The sequence below is a fragment of the Stenotrophomonas sp. 89682_Sma genome (assembly GCF_056481405.1).
This window is the reverse complement of sequence record NZ_CM151147.1, coordinates 1081753-1098914: the sequence shown is the minus strand read 5'-3', so window position 1 is coordinate 1098914 and position 17162 is coordinate 1081753. Positions and strand designations below refer to the sequence as shown.

15 protein-coding genes are annotated in these 17162 nt (G+C 66.8%); 6 read left to right on the top strand and 9 right to left on the bottom strand.

Annotation, left to right across the window (positions count from 1 at the left end; translation table 11 throughout):
• Positions 1–26 precede the first annotated feature (26 nt).
• Positions 27–239: a DUF4287 domain-containing protein gene (locus ACZK29_RS05025; RefSeq protein WP_014646220.1), complete on the bottom strand. Its 213-nt coding sequence runs from the start codon at positions 237–239 to the stop codon at positions 27–29.
• Between the two features lie 302 nt (positions 240–541).
• Here ACZK29_RS05025 and ACZK29_RS05020 point away from each other — a divergent pair, with 302 nt between their 5' ends.
• Complete coding sequence (locus ACZK29_RS05020; RefSeq protein WP_111202584.1) at positions 542–1441, top strand: LysR family transcriptional regulator; 900 nt, start codon at positions 542–544, stop codon at positions 1439–1441.
• Positions 1442–1526: 85 nt separating this feature from the next.
• Here the strand turns inward: ACZK29_RS05020 and ACZK29_RS05015 are convergent, their stop codons facing one another.
• From ACZK29_RS05015 to ACZK29_RS05005, 3 genes are all read right to left on the bottom strand, one after another.
• Entirely contained in the window at positions 1527–2510 is a 984-nt protein-coding gene (locus tag ACZK29_RS05015) for an aldo/keto reductase (protein WP_111193427.1), read from the bottom strand.
• Between the two features lie 121 nt (positions 2511–2631).
• The gene (locus ACZK29_RS05010) at positions 2632–3726 is read right to left on the bottom strand and encodes a PilT/PilU family type 4a pilus ATPase (protein ID WP_043033789.1); all 1095 of its coding nucleotides are present in this window, start codon (positions 3724–3726) and stop codon (positions 2632–2634) included.
• Positions 3727–3872: 146 nt separating this feature from the next.
• Positions 3873–4910 (bottom strand): type IV pilus twitching motility protein PilT, encoded by a 1038-nt coding sequence (locus ACZK29_RS05005; RefSeq protein ID WP_004147099.1) that lies wholly within the window; start codon positions 4908–4910, stop codon positions 3873–3875.
• An 87-nt stretch (positions 4911–4997) separates the two neighbouring features.
• Between ACZK29_RS05005 and ACZK29_RS05000 the strand changes: the two genes are divergently transcribed.
• The gene (locus ACZK29_RS05000; protein WP_111202582.1) at positions 4998–5675 is read left to right on the top strand and encodes a YggS family pyridoxal phosphate-dependent enzyme; all 678 of its coding nucleotides are present in this window, start codon (positions 4998–5000) and stop codon (positions 5673–5675) included.
• An 18-nt stretch (positions 5676–5693) separates the two neighbouring features.
• Positions 5694–6515 carry a pyrroline-5-carboxylate reductase gene (gene proC, locus ACZK29_RS04995; protein ID WP_111202581.1) on the top strand — a complete coding sequence of 274 codons (822 nt, stop codon included), beginning with the start codon at positions 5694–5696 and terminating at the stop codon, positions 6513–6515.
• A gap of 107 nt (positions 6516–6622) precedes the next feature.
• Here proC and ACZK29_RS04990 read toward each other — a convergent pair whose 3' ends face one another.
• The gene (locus ACZK29_RS04990; protein WP_478446745.1) at positions 6623–7498 is read right to left on the bottom strand and encodes a LysR family transcriptional regulator; all 876 of its coding nucleotides are present in this window, start codon (positions 7496–7498) and stop codon (positions 6623–6625) included.
• A gap of 96 nt (positions 7499–7594) precedes the next feature.
• On the opposite strand from ACZK29_RS04990, the gene ACZK29_RS04985 reads away from it, so the two are divergent.
• Complete coding sequence (locus tag ACZK29_RS04985; protein ID WP_111202579.1) at positions 7595–8197, top strand: short chain dehydrogenase; 603 nt, start codon at positions 7595–7597, stop codon at positions 8195–8197.
• An 84-nt stretch (positions 8198–8281) separates the two neighbouring features.
• Here ACZK29_RS04985 and soxR read toward each other — a convergent pair whose 3' ends face one another.
• Entirely contained in the window at positions 8282–8716 is a 435-nt protein-coding gene (gene soxR, locus ACZK29_RS04980) for a redox-sensitive transcriptional activator SoxR (RefSeq protein WP_111202578.1), read from the bottom strand.
• A gap of 29 nt (positions 8717–8745) precedes the next feature.
• Between soxR and ACZK29_RS04975 the strand changes: the two genes are divergently transcribed.
• Positions 8746–10167 (top strand): MFS transporter, encoded by a 1422-nt coding sequence (locus tag ACZK29_RS04975; RefSeq protein ID WP_478446744.1) that lies wholly within the window; start codon positions 8746–8748, stop codon positions 10165–10167.
• Positions 10168–10213: 46 nt separating this feature from the next.
• Here ACZK29_RS04975 and ACZK29_RS04970 read toward each other — a convergent pair whose 3' ends face one another.
• Positions 10214–12238 carry an esterase/lipase family protein gene (locus ACZK29_RS04970; protein WP_478446743.1) on the bottom strand — a complete coding sequence of 675 codons (2025 nt, stop codon included), beginning with the start codon at positions 12236–12238 and terminating at the stop codon, positions 10214–10216.
• Positions 12238–13212 carry an Lnb N-terminal periplasmic domain-containing protein gene (locus ACZK29_RS04965; protein ID WP_478447068.1) on the bottom strand — a complete coding sequence of 325 codons (975 nt, stop codon included), beginning with the start codon at positions 13210–13212 and terminating at the stop codon, positions 12238–12240. The genes ACZK29_RS04970 and ACZK29_RS04965 overlap by 1 nt, the downstream gene beginning before the upstream one ends.
• 172 nt (positions 13213–13384) lie before the next feature.
• Between ACZK29_RS04965 and ACZK29_RS04960 the strand changes: the two genes are divergently transcribed.
• Positions 13385–13789 carry a GFA family protein gene (locus tag ACZK29_RS04960; protein ID WP_106549857.1) on the top strand — a complete coding sequence of 135 codons (405 nt, stop codon included), beginning with the start codon at positions 13385–13387 and terminating at the stop codon, positions 13787–13789.
• A 270-nt stretch (positions 13790–14059) separates the two neighbouring features.
• Here the strand turns inward: ACZK29_RS04960 and ACZK29_RS04955 are convergent, their stop codons facing one another.
• Positions 14060–17161 carry an efflux RND transporter permease subunit gene (locus ACZK29_RS04955; protein WP_164146734.1) on the bottom strand — a complete coding sequence of 1034 codons (3102 nt, stop codon included), beginning with the start codon at positions 17159–17161 and terminating at the stop codon, positions 14060–14062.
• Position 17162 lies beyond the last annotated feature (1 nt).

Sequence of the window (17162 nt, the reverse complement as noted above, 5' to 3'; positions counted from 1 at the left end):
CTGCCCTGCCCTCCGCCGGCCGCCGGTCACCCCTTGCCGGCCAGGTGGTGCGCCACCAGCGCGTTGGCATGGCCATGGCCCAGCCCATGCTCACTTTTCAGGAAGCTGACCAGTTCCATGTGTTTCAGGCCCTTCTTCCCGGCCAGCAGCCCGAACCAGTGCGCCACCGGCTGCCCGTAGGTCTTCTCGATGGAGGGGAAGTACGAGGCCGGGCCTTTCGGCTTGGTGTCAGTGCTCATGTGCAGCTCCCGTTGAAGTCATTCATTCGACGAACCACAGACGCAGAAATCGACACACCCACTCGTCCACACAGAATGGGATCGGAGCCGTTCCAACAGCTCGCGGGAAACTGTCGAAGGCGGGGTGGCTCAGGTTGCGGGGGCGTGAGCGCCATGGATGGCGCGACCGAGGCTACATGGACGTACTTGCGCCGTCCCCCGCAACCTGAGCCACCCCGCCTCCCACAGGAAGCCAGCTTTTGACGTTGCCGTTGACGTTGATTCGGCGGGTGCCGGGCGCAGCCCGGCCGTATCATTCCCACATGCCCCGTGAAAACCTCAACGACCTGCAGGCCTTCGTCCACGTTGCCCGCGAGGGTAGCTTCACCAGGGCCGCCGCCCAGCTGGGCGTCTCCCAGTCCGCGCTCAGCCACGCCATGCGCGGCCTGGAGCAGCGCCTTGGCGTGCGCCTGCTGACCCGCACCACCCGCAGCGTGTCCACCACCGAAGCCGGCGCCCACCTGCTGGAAACGCTCGCCCCGCGCCTGGCCGAGATCGAGGATGGGCTGGCCGCGCTGGCCGAATACCGTGAACGCCCCGCCGGCACCATCCGCATCAATGCCACCGGCCACGCCGCCGAGTACATCGCCTGGCCGAGGTTGGCGCCGCTGCTGCAGCAGTATCCGGACCTGAAGGTGGAACTGGCTGCCGACTACGGGCTGGCCGACATCGTGGCTGAGCGCTACGACATCGGCATCCGCCTCGGCGAGCGGCTGGCGCGCGACATGGTCGCCGTGCCGATCAGCCCGCCGCTGCGCATGCGCGTGGTGGGTGCCCCCAACTACTTCCGCCAGCATGTGGTGCCACGGCATCCGGAGGAACTGGCCAACCACAACTGCGTCACCCTGCGCCTGCCCACGCATGGCGGGCTGATGCCGTGGGATTTCGGCCAGGACGGCAACGAACTGAGCGTACGCGTGGGCGGTCAGTGGATCTTCAACAGCATGGGCATGACCCGCGCCGCCGCGCTGGCCGGCAGCGGGCTGGCGTGGCTGCCGGAAGACCAGGTACAGCCGATGCTGGACGATGGCCGGCTGCAGTCGGTGCTGGACGACTGGTGCCCGCACTTCGATGGCTACTACGCGTACTACCCGTCGCGCCGGCATGTCACTGTGGCGATGCGCACGGTGCTTGATGCGCTGCGCGGGCCCATGAAGGGCTGAGCTGGGGAGGGCGGACCAGGGAGCGCGGACCAACGGTCCGCACCCACCACAGACCGCCCCCACCAGCGGCAGGATGGCCCGGTGGTCAGCCCTTGGCTTGCGCCGCACGCTGTGCGTTGTAGCGCTCGCCGACGATCGACACTTCATCCAGCGCCTGCGCGATGCGCTGCAGTTCCTCCGGCGCCAACTGCAGGTCGGCCGCGCCCAGGTTTTCTTCCAGGCGGTGAACCTTGGTAGTGCCCGGGATCGGCACGATCCACGGCGCCTGTGCGAGCAGCCAGGCCAGTGCCACCTGCGCAGGGGTCGCACCGCGTGCTGCGGCAATCGCGCTGATGCGATCCACCAGCACCTGGTTGGCGCGGCGTGCTTCCACCTCGAACCGCGGCACGCTGTTGCGGAAGTCGTTGGCGTCGAAGGTGGTATCGGCATTGATCGCACCGGTCAGGAAGCCACGGCCCAGCGGACTGAACGGCACGAAGCCGATGCCCAGTTCCTGCAGGGCCGGCAGCAGTTCGCGCTCCGGTTCACGCCACCACAGCGAGTACTCGCTCTGCACGGCCGCGACCGGTTGTACCGCGTGCGCGCGACGCACGGTGGCGGCACTGGCCTCGGACAGGCCGAAGTGGCCGACCTTACCTTCGGCGATCAGGTCGCGCACGGTGCCGGCCACGTCCTCGATCGGCACGTTCGGGTCGACACGGTGCTGGTAGAACAGGTCGATATGGTCGGTGCGCAGGCGCTTGAGACTGGCTTCGGCCACGGCGCGGATGTTCTCGGGGCGGCTGTCCAGGCCGGTATCGGTGCGCGCATCCTTGAAGCCGAACTTGGTGGCGATCACCAGCTTGTCGCGGTAAGGCGCAAGGGCCTCGCCGAGCAGGTCTTCATTGGTGTACGGGCCGTACACTTCGGCGGTGTCGAAGAAGGTCACGCCGCGTTCAACGGCAGCGTGCAGCAGGGCGATGCCCTGGCTGCGCTCGACCGGCTGGCCATAGGCATGGGTCAGGCCCATGCAGCCCAGGCCCAGGGCGGAAACCTTCAGGCCACTGCGGCCGAGTTCACGTGTCTGCATCGTCGTGCTCCAGAGGGGGAGCGCTGACGATACGCCTGCATGGGCAATGGATTGAACCGACTGCATGGCAGTCGGTCATGACCGGAATTCATCAATCCAGTCACGACCGTTGCCGGCCGGGTCACCGGATCTCGGAGATCTCCACGCCATCCAGCCCCTGCGACAGGGTACGTGCGTCGCCGCCCTGGCTGAGCTTGATGCGCAGGCGCACTTCGTTCTGCGAGTCAGCATAGCGCAGCGCGTCCTCGTAGCTGATCTCACCGGCCTGGTACAGCTCGAACAGGCTCTGGTCGAAGGTCTTCATGCCCAGCTGGACCGAGTCCTTCATCACTTCCTTCAGCTTGTGGATCTCGCCATCGCGGATGTAGTCCTGCACCAGCGGCGTGCCCAGCAGGATCTCCATGGCGACCTTGCGCGAACGGCCATCGGGCGACGGCACCAGCTGCTGCGCGACCACGCCCTTGAGGTTCAACGACAGGTCCATCAGCAGCTGGTTGCGGCGGTCTTCCGGGAAGAAGTTGACGATGCGGTCCATCGCCTGGTTGGCGTTGTTGGCATGCAGGGTGCACAGCACCAGGTGGCCGGTTTCGGCGAACGCGATGGCGTGGTCCATGCCTTCGCGGGTTCGCACCTCACCGATCATGATCACGTCCGGCGCCTGGCGCAGGGTGTTCTTCAGCGCGGCTTCCCAGCTATCGGTATCGATGCCGACCTCACGCTGGGTGATGATGCAGCCCTCGTGCTTGTGCACGAACTCGATCGGGTCTTCGATGGTGATGATGTGGCCGGTCGAGTTCTGGTTGCGGTAGCCGATCATCGCCGCCAGCGAAGTCGATTTACCGGTACCGGTGGCACCGACGAACAGGATGATGCCGCGCTTGGTCATCGCCAGCGTCTTGATGATCGGCGGCAGGCTCAGTTCTTCCACGGTCGGAATGCGCGTCTCGATGCGACGCAGCACCATGCCGACCTGGTTGCGCTGGTAGAAGCAGCTGACACGGAAGCGGCCGACACCGGACAGGCCGATGGCGAAGTTGCATTCGTGGGTCTTCTCGAATTCCTCGCGCTGTGCCGGGGTCATCACGTTGAGAACCAGGTCGCGGCTCTGCTGGGGCGTCAGCGGGGTCTGCGTGATCGGCGAGATCTTGCCGTTGACCTTCATCGCCGGCGGCATGCCAGCAGTGATGAACAGGTCCGAGGCGCGCTGGTGCGCCATCAGCTTGAGGAACGAAGTGAAATCGATGGTGGTCGCGGTGGTGTTCACGGCAGGCTCCCGGAAAGCGGTTTACCAGGTAACGGTCGATGGAGGAAACAACACGGAGCGGCCGCGCCATTGCGCGCGCCGCCCGTCGCTGCCCCGCCTTACTCGAACAGGCGCTTGTCCTTGGCGTACTCGCGGGCCTGGTTTCGTGTGATCAGGCTGCGCTTGACCAGGTCCTGCAGGTGCTGGTCCAGGGTCATCATGCCGTACTGCTGGCCGGTCTGGATGGCCGAATACATCTGCGCCACCTTGTCCTCGCGGATCAGGTTTCGGATGGCCGGGGTGCCGACCATGATTTCCCACGCTGCGGTGCGACCGCCGCCAACCTTCTTCAGCAGCGCCTGCGAGATCACCGCACGCAGCGACTCGGACAGCATCGAGCGCACCATCGGCTTTTCGCCGGCGGGGAACACGTCGATGATGCGGTCGATGGTCTTCGCCGCCGAACTGGTGTGCAGGGTGCCGAACACCAGGTGGCCGGTTTCCGCGGCGGTCAGTGCCAGGCGGATGGTTTCCAGGTCACGAAGTTCGCCGACCAGGATGATGTCCGGGTCTTCACGCAGCGCCGAGCGCAGCGCTTCATTGAAGCCGTGCGTGTCGCGGTGCACTTCGCGCTGGTTGATCAGGCACTTCTGCGAGGTGTGCACGAATTCGATGGGGTCCTCGACGGTGAGGATGTGGCCGTATTCGTTCTTGTTGATGTAGTCGATCATCGCCGCCAGCGTGGTCGACTTGCCCGAGCCGGTCGGGCCGGTCACCAGGATCAGGCCCTGCGGCTGCTGGATCACCTCGCGGAACAACGGCGGGCAGGCCAGGTCCTCGAGGGTGAGCACTTCGGACGGAATGGTACGGAACACCGCACCAGCGCCGCGGTTCTGGTTGAACGCGTTCACTCGGAAGCGCGCCAGCGATGGAATCTCGAAGGAGAAGTCCACTTCGAGGAATTCCTCGTAATCGCGGCGCTGCTTGTCGGACATGATGTCGTACACCAGCGCATGGACCTGCTTGTGGTCCAGGGCTGGAATGTTGATCCGGCGAACGTCGCCGTCCACGCGGATCATCGGCGGCAGGCCTGCGGACAGGTGCAGGTCGGACGCTTTGTTCTTTACGGAAAACGCCAGCAGTTCGGCGATATCCATGAGCGGCTACTCCCCAATAACGGCTTCGACTGGAAGGATCTTTCCCCGGGCGGCAGTATAGCCTCCTGATTCAACGGAACGCGTTACGTGGCCACTCCCCTGCCCCAGATCCTGAGCAACCTGCATGCCGCCGCCGAGGCCGCTGGCAGGCCCGACCCACGCCTGCTGGCGGTGTCCAAGACCCAGCCGGCCGAGGCCGTGGCCGCGCTGGCCGCACAGGGCCAGCATGCCTTCGGCGAGAACTATGTGCAGGAAGCGCTGGCCAAGATGCAGGCGCTGCAGCATCTGGCGCTGGAGTGGCACCTGATCGGCCACCTGCAGTCGAACAAGGCCGAGGCCGTGGCCACCCACTTCGACTGGGTGCAGAGCGTGGACCGGCCCAAGCTGGTGACGGCGCTGGCGCGCCATCGCCCGACCGCACGCAGCCCGCTGAATGTGCTGATCCAGGTCAACATCGACGATGAATCCAGCAAGCACGGCTGTGCTCCGGAAGAAGTGGACGCACTGGCCGCTGCGATTGCCGCCGAGCCTACCCTGCGCCTGCGTGGCCTGATGGCGATTCCCGCGCCGTGGCCCGAGGCCGAGCGCCGTCGGGATGCGTTCGTGCGCATGCGCACACTTTTCCAGTCGCTGGCCGCCCAGCACGCGCAGGTCGACACGCTGTCGATGGGCATGAGCAGCGACTACGCCGAAGCCATCGCCGAGGGCGCCACCCTGGTGCGCATCGGCACCGCTCTGTTCGGCGCGCGCCCGCGCCCGGCCTGATTTTCCAAGGAGACTTCCATGGCAGCTGATTCCATCACCTTCATCGGCGGCGGCAACATGGCGCGCAGCCTGATCGCCGGCCTGATCCGCCAAGGCACACCCGCCGCGCACATCCACGTCGCCGAACCGGTGGCCGAACTGCGCCAGGCGCTGGCCGCCGACTTCGGTGTGCAGGTGCATGACAACGCGATTGATGCCGCTGCGCAGGGCAGCACCTGGCTGCTGGCGGTGAAGCCGCAGGTGCTGCGCGAGGTCTGCCAGTCGCTGCAGGCGCTGGCACAGGCGAACCGGCCGCTGGTGCTGTCGATTGCCGCGGGTATCACCAGCACGCAGCTGGAGCGCTGGCTGGGCGGCAATCTGCCGATGGTGCGCGCGATGCCGAACACCCCTGCCCTGCTCGGCGCAGGTGTGACCGGCCTGTTCGCCACACCTTCGGTGGATGCGCAGCAGCACGCACAGGCCGAGAAGGTTCTGGCCAGCGCAGGCCGCACCGTGTGGATCGACAGCGAGACGCTGATGGATTCAGTGACTGCCGTATCCGGCAGTGGCCCGGCCTATGTGTTCCTGCTGGCCGAAGCGATGGAAGCGGCGGGCATTGCCCAGGGCCTGCCGGCCGACGCCGCGCGCACGCTGGTGGTGCAGACCCTGCTGGGTGCCTCGCGCATGCTTGATGAAGCCGGTGAGAGCCCGGCCGAGCTTCGCCGCCGCGTGACCTCGCCGAACGGAACCACCCAGGCCGCGATCGAGAGCTTCCAGGCTGGGGGCTTCGAGGCGTTGGTGGACACGGCGCTGCGCGCCGCGCAGGTGCGTGGACAGGAATTGTCTGCGGCGAATGATTGAAACAGGAGTGCCGACCAACGGTCGGCACCCACTTTCATCCACGCATGGCGTGGATCTACTGATGGAACACGCGCGCTCTTTAGTAGATCCACGCCATGCGTGGATGCTCATTGCCCAAAAGTGGTCATGACGAAATCCACGAAACACTGCAACCGCGGGCGCGGCCTGCGGTCGGGCAGGTAGATCAGGTGCATCGGCCGCGGTTCGGGCAGGTAGTCACGCAGCAGCGGCTTCAACCGCCCTGCTGCGATCTCGCCCGCCAGCAACGCGGTCGGTTGCAGCACCAACCCTGCTCCGGCCACCGCGGCTTCGCGCAACGCGAAACCATCATTGCAGGTCAGGCGCGCTTCCCAGTCCACCTGTTCACCGTTGGCCAACTGCCAGCCGTGGCCACCTCGCCAGGCCAGATGACTCAGGCAATCATGCCCTTCCAGATCGGCGGGTGTGCGCGGCGTGCCGCGCCGGCGCAGGTATGCAGGCGCCGCGCACAGGCTCATCGCGTACGGCGGCAGCGGCCGCGCCACCACTTCCTGCGATGGCAGCGGCCCGACCCGGATCGCCACGTCGAAGCCCTCCTCGATCAGGTCCACGCGGCGGTTGCTCAGGTCCAGCTCGATGTTCAACTGCGGCTGCGCGCGCAACAGCGTGGCCAGCTGTGGAGCCAGCACGCAGGAACCCCAGCTGGTTGGCGCGCTGACCCGCAGCAGGCCACGCGGCTGTACCTGCAGGCCGGCCACATCCGCCTCGGCCTGCTGCACCTGCTCCAGCACCTGCCGGCAACCGGCCAGGTAGGCCTCGCCAGCTTCGGTCAGGCGTTGGCGGCGGGTGTTCCGCTGCAGCAGAGCGGTGCCCAGATGCGCCTCCAGCTGCTGGATGTACTTGCCGACCATCACCGCCGACACCTGCAGGTGTTCGGCAGCACCGGTGAAGCTTCCGCGCTCGGCCACGGCAACAAAGGCCTGCATGCAGCGCAACGTATCCATTACTAATCCAGAGTTAGGAATCAGCGAAGCATACGCCCCTTACCTAACCCCTTTGTGAGGGCGCAGACTGCGACCATCTCCTCGCAAGGAACGACCATGAAGATTCTCCTCGTCGGTGCCAGCGGCACCCTTGGCCAGGCAGTTGCCCGCCAGCTGGGACAGCAGCACGAGATCCTGGCCGCCGGCCGCCGCAGCGGTGAGCTGCGCGTGGACCTGACCGACGATGCCAGCGTTGCCGAGCTGTTCGCACGCACCGGCCAGGTCGATGCAGTCATTTCCACCACCGGCTCGGTGCACTTCGGCCCGCTGCAGGCGATGACGCCGGCGCAGTTCAACCTCGGCCTGCAGGACAAGCTGCTGGGGCAGGTGCGGTTGGCGCTGGCCGCGCAGCATCACCTCAATGCAGGCGGTTCGATCACCCTGACCAGCGGCATCATCAGCGCGCAGCCGATCCGCGACGGCGTCAACGCCACCGCCGTGAACACCGCACTGGAAGGCTTCGTGCGTGCGGCGGCGCTGGAGCTGCTGCCCCGTGGCCTGCGCATCAATGTGGTCAGCCCGAACGTGCTGATCGAATCGATGGCGGCCTACGGCCCCTACTTCCCGGGCTTCGAAGCCGTGAGTGCGCAGCGCGCGGCGCTGGGCTACCAGCGCGCGGTGGAAGGCATCCAGAGCGGCGAGACGATCACGGTCTGGTAAGAAAAAGGGGACGGAGGGGATTAAGTCGTTTTCGTCCGCCGGGCATGGCCCGGCGCTACCGGGAGCGCGTCCCCTTTTTCCCGGTCACTCCCAGCGCATCGGGCCGTCGCCGCGTTCGCCCAGGATGTCTTCGGGATTGGCCAGGCGGCAGCGCTGCAGCGACAGGCAGCCGCAGCCGATACAGCCGGTCAGCTCATCGCGCAGCAGCTGCAGCATGTGGATGCGCTCCTCCAGCTCGGTGCGCCAGCGCGCGGACAACCTGGCCCAATCCGCCTTGGTCGGTGCGCGGCCGTCGGGCAGGCTCTCGAAGGCACGGCCGACCGCTTCCAACGGCATGCCCACGCGCTGCGCTACGCGGATCACCGCCAGCCGACGCAGCACGTCGCGGCTGTAGCGGCGCTGGTTGCCCGAAGTACGCAGGCTGCTGATCAGCCCCTTGCGCTCGTAGAAGTGCAGCGCCGAAACTGCCACGCCACTGCGCTGGGAGACTTCGCCAACGCTCAGTTCCTGGGACACCATTGCTTGACCTCAACTGCAGTTGAGGTGTCATGCTGCTATCTTCGCCGCCTGTTGACAAGCGCGGCCGGCATCTGACCCGTATGACCCCCATGCTCTCCCCCGCCAACGCCAGTTCACCGGCCGACACTTCGATCCTGTCCGCGCGCTACCGCGCCACCACCATCGGCATGGTCGCGCTGGTCGCGCTGCACGCCTTCGAGGCCTTGGCGGTGGCGGCCGCCATGCCGACCGTGGCCGTGGCACTGGGCGGCCTGCGCCTGTACGCACTGGCCTTCGGCGGTACCCTGGCCACCAGCGTGATCGGCATGACCCTGGCCGGGCGCTGGGCCGACCGCCATGGACCGGCACGGCCGCTCTGGTACGGGTTGGCCTGCTTCGTGCTGGGCCTGCTGCTGGCCGGCTTCGCCATGCGCATGGGCATGCTGGTGGCAGGACGCCTGCTGCAGGGCCTGGGTGCGGGCGCGATCTCGGTCTCGCTGTACGTGATGGTCGGCCGCAGCTACCCGGAGCACCTGCGGCCGAAGGTATTCGCCGCCTTCTCGGCCGGTTGGGTGGTGCCATCGATGGTCGGCCCGGCGTTGAGCGGCCTGATCGTGCAGCACCTGGGCTGGCGCTGGGTGTTCCTGGCGGTGCCATTGCTGGCGGTTCCGGCGGCCCTGCTGCTGCGCCCCGCGCTGGCACGCATGCAGTCCAGCCCCGCCAGCACCGCCGACGATGGACGCGGCAAGGTGGTGCGCTGGGCCAGTGGTGCCTCGCTGGCCGCGTTGCTGCTGTACTTCGGCGGTCAGCAACAGGGACTGCCTGCCCTGCTCTGCATCGGCGTGGCGATGCTGGCGCTGCTGTTCTGCGTACATCGACTGCTTCCGCCCGGAACACTGATCCTGCGCCGTGGCCTGCCCAGCGTGATCGCGCTGCGTGGCATCGCGGCTGCCGCCTTCTTCGCCTGCGAGGCCTACCTGCCGCTGCTGCTGCAGCGCGAACGTGGCCTTTCGCCCAGCTGGGCCGGTGCCGTACTCAGTCTCGGTGCGCTGGGCTGGTTCGCCGGCTCGTGGCTGCAGGGCCACCAGCATCGTGGCTGGTCACGCCAGCAGCTGCTGCGCGCCGGCACGACGATGATGACGGTCGGCATCGCCGCAACGCTGGCAGTGCTGTTCAACGTGGTGCCACTGCCGGTGTCGCTGTTCGGCTGGGCCGTGACCGGCTTCGGCATGGGCATGATCTACGCAAGCCTGTCGGTGCTGACGCTGTCGTTGTCGGCGCCGCAGGAGCAGGGTGCCAACACCTCGGCACTGCAGCTGAGCGAGGCCCTGTCGGTGACCACCGCGCTGGCGGTCTCCGGTGCATTGTTCGCAATGTTCGTGGAAAGCGCCCCGCACACCGGCTACCTGCTGTGCCTGGCCATCACCTTCGGCCTTGCGGTGTTGGCCACGGTGATCGCGCGACGGGTGTAACGCCACCGGGCGGACTCCGCCGGGCCACGCCCGGCGAACGCAGTGGTCAGGGTGTCCTGTCGGCTCCCACATCATCGATGTCCCGATGCAGGATGCGCCGCACTTCCAACACCGCCTGCGGGGTCTCCTGCACGCTGTGGCCGGAGATGATCACCTTCTCCGACAGCGCGCCTGGCAGGTGCGCACTCCAGTACGGCACCAGCCCGTCATCGGACTTTTCCACCGGCAGTTCCGGCTTGCGCTGGGCGATGATCGAGTGATACTTCAGGCCCGCCTCGATCGGCAACTGCGCGGCCGCCTTCACGAACGGATCGCTGGCCTTGAGGTTGTCGATGCTGTTGGGGATCTTCGGCTTGGCGGTGCCATCGACCTGCTGTTCGGCCTGCGCCAGCGCCAGGAACACGTCCTCGAACTTGCCGAGGATGGTCAGCGGCAGGCGCACCAGGCGACCGATCAGGCGACCGACCTTGTTGCCGGCGATGTCGGTGCCCTGGTGTGGCGCGGCGATGAAGACCGCGCGCTCCACATTCGGTTGCGCCTTGAAATGCAGCAGCGGACCCAGCTTGTTCTGCACCCGCTTCAGGCGCTCGCCCTTCAGGTCGTAGTTGGCCAGCAGGTCATTCCACAACACGTCGCCCGAGTCGCTGACCAGCAGGCGCGCCAGCACGCCGCCCATGCTGTGCCCGATGTAGACCATGTCCTTCGATGCACGCGTACTGCCATTGGGATCGAAGTGCTTGAGCGTATCGTTGAACGCGTTGGCGATCTCGTAACGGTTCAGAGCGATCGGTGCATTGGTCGGGTAATAGACCTGCCAGACCTGGAACTGCTGGCGCAGCTCGGGGTCGCCCATGATCTCGTTGGCCAGGTTCACCCAGGCTTCCGGGCTGCTGGCCAGGCCATGCAGCATGAAGATGATGCGGCGGTTCGGGTCCCACGGCTGCATCAGGTAGATGTGCGGTTCGCCGATGCCCTCGCTCATGCCGAACAGGGTGCGCAGAGATTGCCGGGCGAAACCGCTCTGCGCCAGCCACAGGCCGTAGGCCGCCGTGAAGTTGCCGGCCAGCGGCACCTGTTCTCCGTGCAGGGTGATGCGCTCGGTGGCTTCCGGCGAATAGGCGTCCAGCTCGACCCGGCGCGTGCGCATCACGTCTTCCAGGCTGCTGCCCTCGAAGCGCAGCAGCGCAGTGACGTTGATCGAGGACATCTCGCTGAACTCAGGCACCGAGTCGTCATGGCGATGGCGGCGGCCACGGCGTGCGTCGTCCTCATCCTCCTGCGGCGCCTCGGCCTTGGGGCCATCGGCTGCGATCACCGGCGCGACCAGCTTCGGCGGGTCCATCACCATCACCAGCTCGGCACCGAAGCCATCGCGGCGATAGGTGCTGCGCAGGCCGACGAAGCTGACCGTACCCGCCGGCACCAGCTGCGCGGGAATGCTCTTCAGGTTCAGCTGCTGGTAGTTGGAGGCCAGCGACCAGCTGCCGACCGAAATCGGCTTCGTATAGTCCTCGCCGGCCAATGCAGCGGCACGCGCGCGCACGAACAGCACCACTGCCGCCTTCTCGGCCGCGTAGTTGTAGTAGTCGCGTACCTGCGTCTGCCGGTCCTCGAAAGCTCGATCAGACGGAGACCGGCCGCTGTAGAACAGGTAGGCATAGGCATAGCGCGCCGCTTCCAGCCATGCATCCAGCGCCGCATCGCTCATCGGCGGATCGCCGGCAGCGGTCTTCTTCGGGGTCAGCGCCAGCGCTGCCTTCACCCACAGTTCGGACAGCGCCGACAACCGCTGCTCGACATTGAGATCGTCGGTCATCAGCAGCGTGCTGCGGCAGACCAGGAAGTCCTTTTCGCACTGCGACTCGTCCAGGCCTGCCGCGCTGAGCGTCTCGCGCGCGGCCGGGCTGAGCTTGCCGGTGTTGAGCACATCGGCACGCTTGTTGACCAGCGAATCGCTGGACTTGACCTGCTTGACGGTAACCATCGCGCAACCGCTGCTGCCCAGCAGCAGGAAGGCGGCGAACAACACCGGCAGCAGGCGCTGCCAGCGGCTTGGGAAGAGTCGGGTCATTACTGCGGGTCCTGCTCGGTGCCGGGCACGCCCTGGCGGATCACGGTGGAGAAGTGCGGGCCATCGCCCAGGTCCAGCGCACGCTGGGTGATTCGGCCCTTGTCGTGCAGCTCGGCGTACGGCACGCCTGGGGTGAGCGCGCCGACCTCCTGCGCGTACTCGGCCAGGTAACCGGACAACAGCAGGCGGTAATCCAGCGGCAGGCGCGGTGCGATATGGCGGGCCAGGTCGAAGACGATCGTCGTGCAGTTGCTGGTCAGCGTATTGTAGAAGCCCGGCTTCGCATCCAGTTCGCGCGCCTGTTCGATGTAGGCCGCGAACAGTTCCTTCAGCTGCGTGCGGTCCATGCCATGCAGCCGGTACAGGTAGACATCCTCACCGCGCGCATTGGTGCGGGTGCGGATGATGTCGGTCTCCTCCGACGCCACCAGGGTCATCTCGAACTTGCGGAAGAAGCCGCCCAGTGCCGAGAACGATTCACCGCGTTCCTTGCGGATCTCCAGAGAGAACACCACGTGGCGGCCATCCTCGAAGCCGAACGAGATCAGCGTGTGGGCGATGGCCGGGCCCATCCAGTACGACAGGACGAGGTCGGCCGAGCGCAGCTGGTCCAGGTCGTACCCGCGCTGCACCCAGTGCGCGTCATAGTCGGTCTCGGTGCGCCAGCTGAAGTCACGCACGTTGTCCAGCACCACGTGGCGGCCATCGAAGGACACCACGTGCAGCCGCTGCGCGACGTCGTCGGCCCATACGCGGTCCTGGCGCGGGGTCAGCAGCAGCCACCACAGCACGGCCAGCGCCAGCGATGCGCCGAACATCAGGCCCAACCTGCGTGACCCACGGCCACGCGCGATCCGCCACGACGCCCACAGGGCAACCAGCAGCCACAGCACGGCCACGCCGATGGCCAACCAGCCCGGCCCCGGCAACTGGTACGCCAGCAGCCCGGTCACCCACAGCGCCGCCAGCGCCATGGCACTTCCTGTCATCCAACGTCCTGCGGCGTTCACTGGCATCCTGTCGCGGTCTTGAAGCCGCATAGTTAGCCACAAGCCGGATCAGCGTGGCATCTACGGCCCGTTCAGGCAGGCCGGCGCAGGGTCGGCAGCGGCCCCTGCGGCCGCCTTCCACCACACAGGAGAAACGATGGGTATCACGTCCGTGGCCGGCGTTCCGGTCCAACCCCGGCACCGCGCCACCTGCCACTGCGGTACGGTCGAACTGCTGCTGGACCTGCCTGATGGCATCGTCGACCCGCGCCGCTGTGACTGCTCGATGTGCCGCCGACGTGGCGCCATCGCCGCCAGCGTCACCCGCGCGGGCCTGCAGGTGGTGCGCGGGCAGGACCACCTGCGGCTGTACCAGTTCAACACGCATGTGGCCGAGCACTACTTCTGCGGCGTGTGCGGCATCTACACCCACCACCGGCGTCGCTCCAACCCGGACCAGTACGGCTACAACGTGGCCTGCCTGGAGGGCATCGACCCGTTCGCACTGGGCATGATCCCGGTCAACGACGGGGTCAACCACCCCGCCGACCGCACCGCCTAGTGGCGTGTGCGCCGCGGCGGTGCGGCGACCTTCTGCCAGGGCGCCATGCCGCTGCGCCCGGCCCGCACCGGGCGTTTCAGCCAAGGGCGACGGGGCGCGGCCTGCGGCTCGGCCGCGACCGGGGGAGGTGAGGGTCTGCGGCCAGGCCAGAGATGGTCGAGCAGCCACATGGCGGGTCTCCGTGGGGGACGGGGACGACCTACGCTAGCGACAGCTGGGCAAAGAAAGGGTGATGGCGCTGCGGCAACCAGATGACAGCCGCGCCCCTCCTCACTCCTGCCGCCGTGACCGGCCCAGGCGGCGCACCAGCACGAAGAACAATGGCACCAGCACCACCGCCAGCACCGTGCCGGAGACCATGCCGCCGATCACGCTCATGCCGATCTCGCGACGGCTGACCGCACCGGCACCGGTGGCCAACGCCAACGGAATCACGCCGGCCACGAAGGCCAAGGACGTCATCACGATCGGCCGCAGGCGCAGGCGTGCGCCCTGCAGCGCGGCCTCCACCGCTGAACTGCCCGCGCGATAGCGGGCCTCGGCGAACTCCACGATCAGGATCGCATTCTTCGCCGACAGGCCGATGGTGGTCAGCAGACCGACCTGGAAGTAGATGTCGTTGACGAAGCCCGCCGCGGTGGTCGCCAGCACGGTACCGATCACGCCCAAGGGAATCACCAGTACCACGGCCACCGGCACCGTCCAGCTTTCATAGAGCGCAGCCAGGCACAGGAAGATGAAGGCAATCGAGGCCAGGTACAGCCACAGCGTCTGGTTGCTGGCCAACCGCTCCTGGTAGGACAGGCCACTCCACTGCAGGTCGAAACCCGGCTGGTCCGCAATCAGCGCCTGCATGCGCTGCATCGCCTCGCCCGAGCTGTGTCCTTCGGCGGCACTGCCCTGGATCTGCATCGCCGGCAGACCGTTGAAGCGCTGCTGCAGCTGGGGCCCGCGCGCCCAGTGGCTGCTGGCGAAGCTGGCGAACGAAGCCATCTGGCCGTTGCCACCGCGCACATACCACTGGCCGATGTCGTCGGGCACGCTGCGGTAGGGCTGGTCGCCCTGCATGTACACACGCTTGACCCGGCCGCGATCGAGGAAATCGTTGATGTAGCTGCCGCCCCAGGCCGCGGACAGGGTGGAATTGATGTCAGCCTGGGACAGCCCCAGCGCGCTGGCCTGCGCATGGTCGATGTCCAGCCGCAGTTCGGCCTTGTCGCCCAGGCCGTTCAGGCGCACCGAGGTGAGCCCATCGTCTTCGCCGGCCGCACGCACCACCTGTTCCTGCGCCGCCTGCAGGGCCACGCGCCCGGCGGCGCTGGTGTCCTGCATCCACAGTTCGAAGCCACTGGACTGGCCCAGTCCACGCACCGCCGGCGGCGCCAGCACATTGACCCTGGCATCGGGCAACCCGCGGAAGTAGGCATTGGCACGCGTGATGATCGCCGCAGCGGTGTTGTCGCCGGTACGCTCATCCCAGGGCTTCAGTGCGAGGAAGCCCTGTCCGGCGTTCTGGCCGGTGCCGGCATTGTTGCGGCCGACCACCACGAACACCACGTCCAGGTTCTGCTTCTCGTGCTCCATGAAGTAGCGGCTGATCTGCTCGCCCAGCGCTTCGGTACGCGCCATCGGCGTGCCCTCCGGCGTGGAGAACTGGAAGGTCACCTGGCCCTGGTCTTCCACCGGCAGGAAGCCGGTGGGCATGCGCGCGTACAGCGCAATCATGGCGACCACCAGCAGCAGGTAGAACGCCATCCAGCGCCGCGGCCGGGCGACCACGCCACCGAGCTTTCCCTGATAGGCAAACTGGCTGCGCTCGACACCCCGGTTGAACGCCCTGAAGAAGCGGCCCTGCGGCTTCTGCGCCGAAGATGGCTTGAGCAGGGTCGCGCACAGCGCCGGGGTCAGCGTCAGCGCGACCAGCGCCGACAGCGCCATCGCAGATGCAATGGTGATCGAGAACTGGCGGTAGATGATGCCGGTGGAGCCACCGAACAGGGCCATCGGCAGGAACACCGCGCCCAGCACCACGGTGATGCCGATCAGCGCACCGGTGATCTCGCCCATCGATTTTTCGGTGGCCTCGCGTGGCGGCAGGTGCTCGTCGTGGATGATGCGCTCCACGTTCTCCACCACCACGATCGCGTCGTCGACCAGCAGGCCGATCGCCAGCACCATCGCAAACAAGGTGAGCGTGTTGATCGTGAATCCGGCGACCGCCAGCACGCCGAACGTGCCCAGCAGCACCACCGGCACCGTGATCGCGGGGATCAACGTGGCACGCAGGTTCTGCAGGAACAGGAACATCACCACGACCACCAGCACGATGGCTTCGATGAGGGTATGGATGACACCCTCGATCGAAACGCGCACGAACGGTGTGCTGTCGCGGGGATAGGCGACCTGCAGCCCGGGCGGGAACGTTGGTCGCAGGCGCTCGATCTCCTCGCGGACCGCATCCGCGGTGGCCAGCGCGTTGGCCCCGGAGGCCAGCGTGACCGAGAAACCCGCCGCCGGATAGCCATTGAGATAGCTGCTGGTCTGGTAGTTCTCGGCACCGATCTCCACCCGTGCCACATCGCCCAGGTGCACTGCAGCGCCGCTGGGAAGCGTGCGCAGGATGATCGCGCGGAACTGTTCGGGCGTCTGCAGGCGCGACTGGGCCGTGACGGTGGCATTCAGGCTCTGCGTTGCACTGGATGGCAACGCTCCCAGCTCACCGGCGGTGACCTGGGTGTTCTGGGCCTGGATGGCCGTGCGCACGTCGGCCGGCATCAGGTCGTAGGCGCGCAGCTTGTGCGGGTCCAGCCACACGCGCATCGCATACGCCGAGCCGAACACATTGATCTCGCCCACACCCGGAATGCGGCTGATCGGATCCTGCACGTTGCTGACCAGGAAGTCGGAAACGTCCACCCGTTCCATGCGTCGGCTGGTGTCGTACAGCGATACCACCATCAGCGAGTCGCCCTGCGACTTCGCCACGGTCACGCCCTGCTGCTGCACTTCCTGCGGCAGCCGGTTGATGGCCTGGTTGACGCTGTTCTGCACCTGGACCTGGGCGATATCCGGATTGGCGCTCTGGTCGAACGTGACCGTGATCCGCGCCTGCCCCGATGACGAACTGGTGGAGGAGAAGTACAGCAGGTGATCGATGCCCTTGATCTGCTGCTCGATCACCTGGGTGACGCTGTCTTCCACCGTCTGCGCCGAGGCACCGGTGTAGTTGGCGGTGATGTTGACCTGCGGCGGTGCGATATCAGGGTACTGTTCGACCGGCAGCTGGCTGACGGCGATCGCGCCGAAGGCCATGATGCAGATCGCCAGCACCCAGGCGAATACCGGGCGGTGGATGAAGAAGCGCGGCAGCATG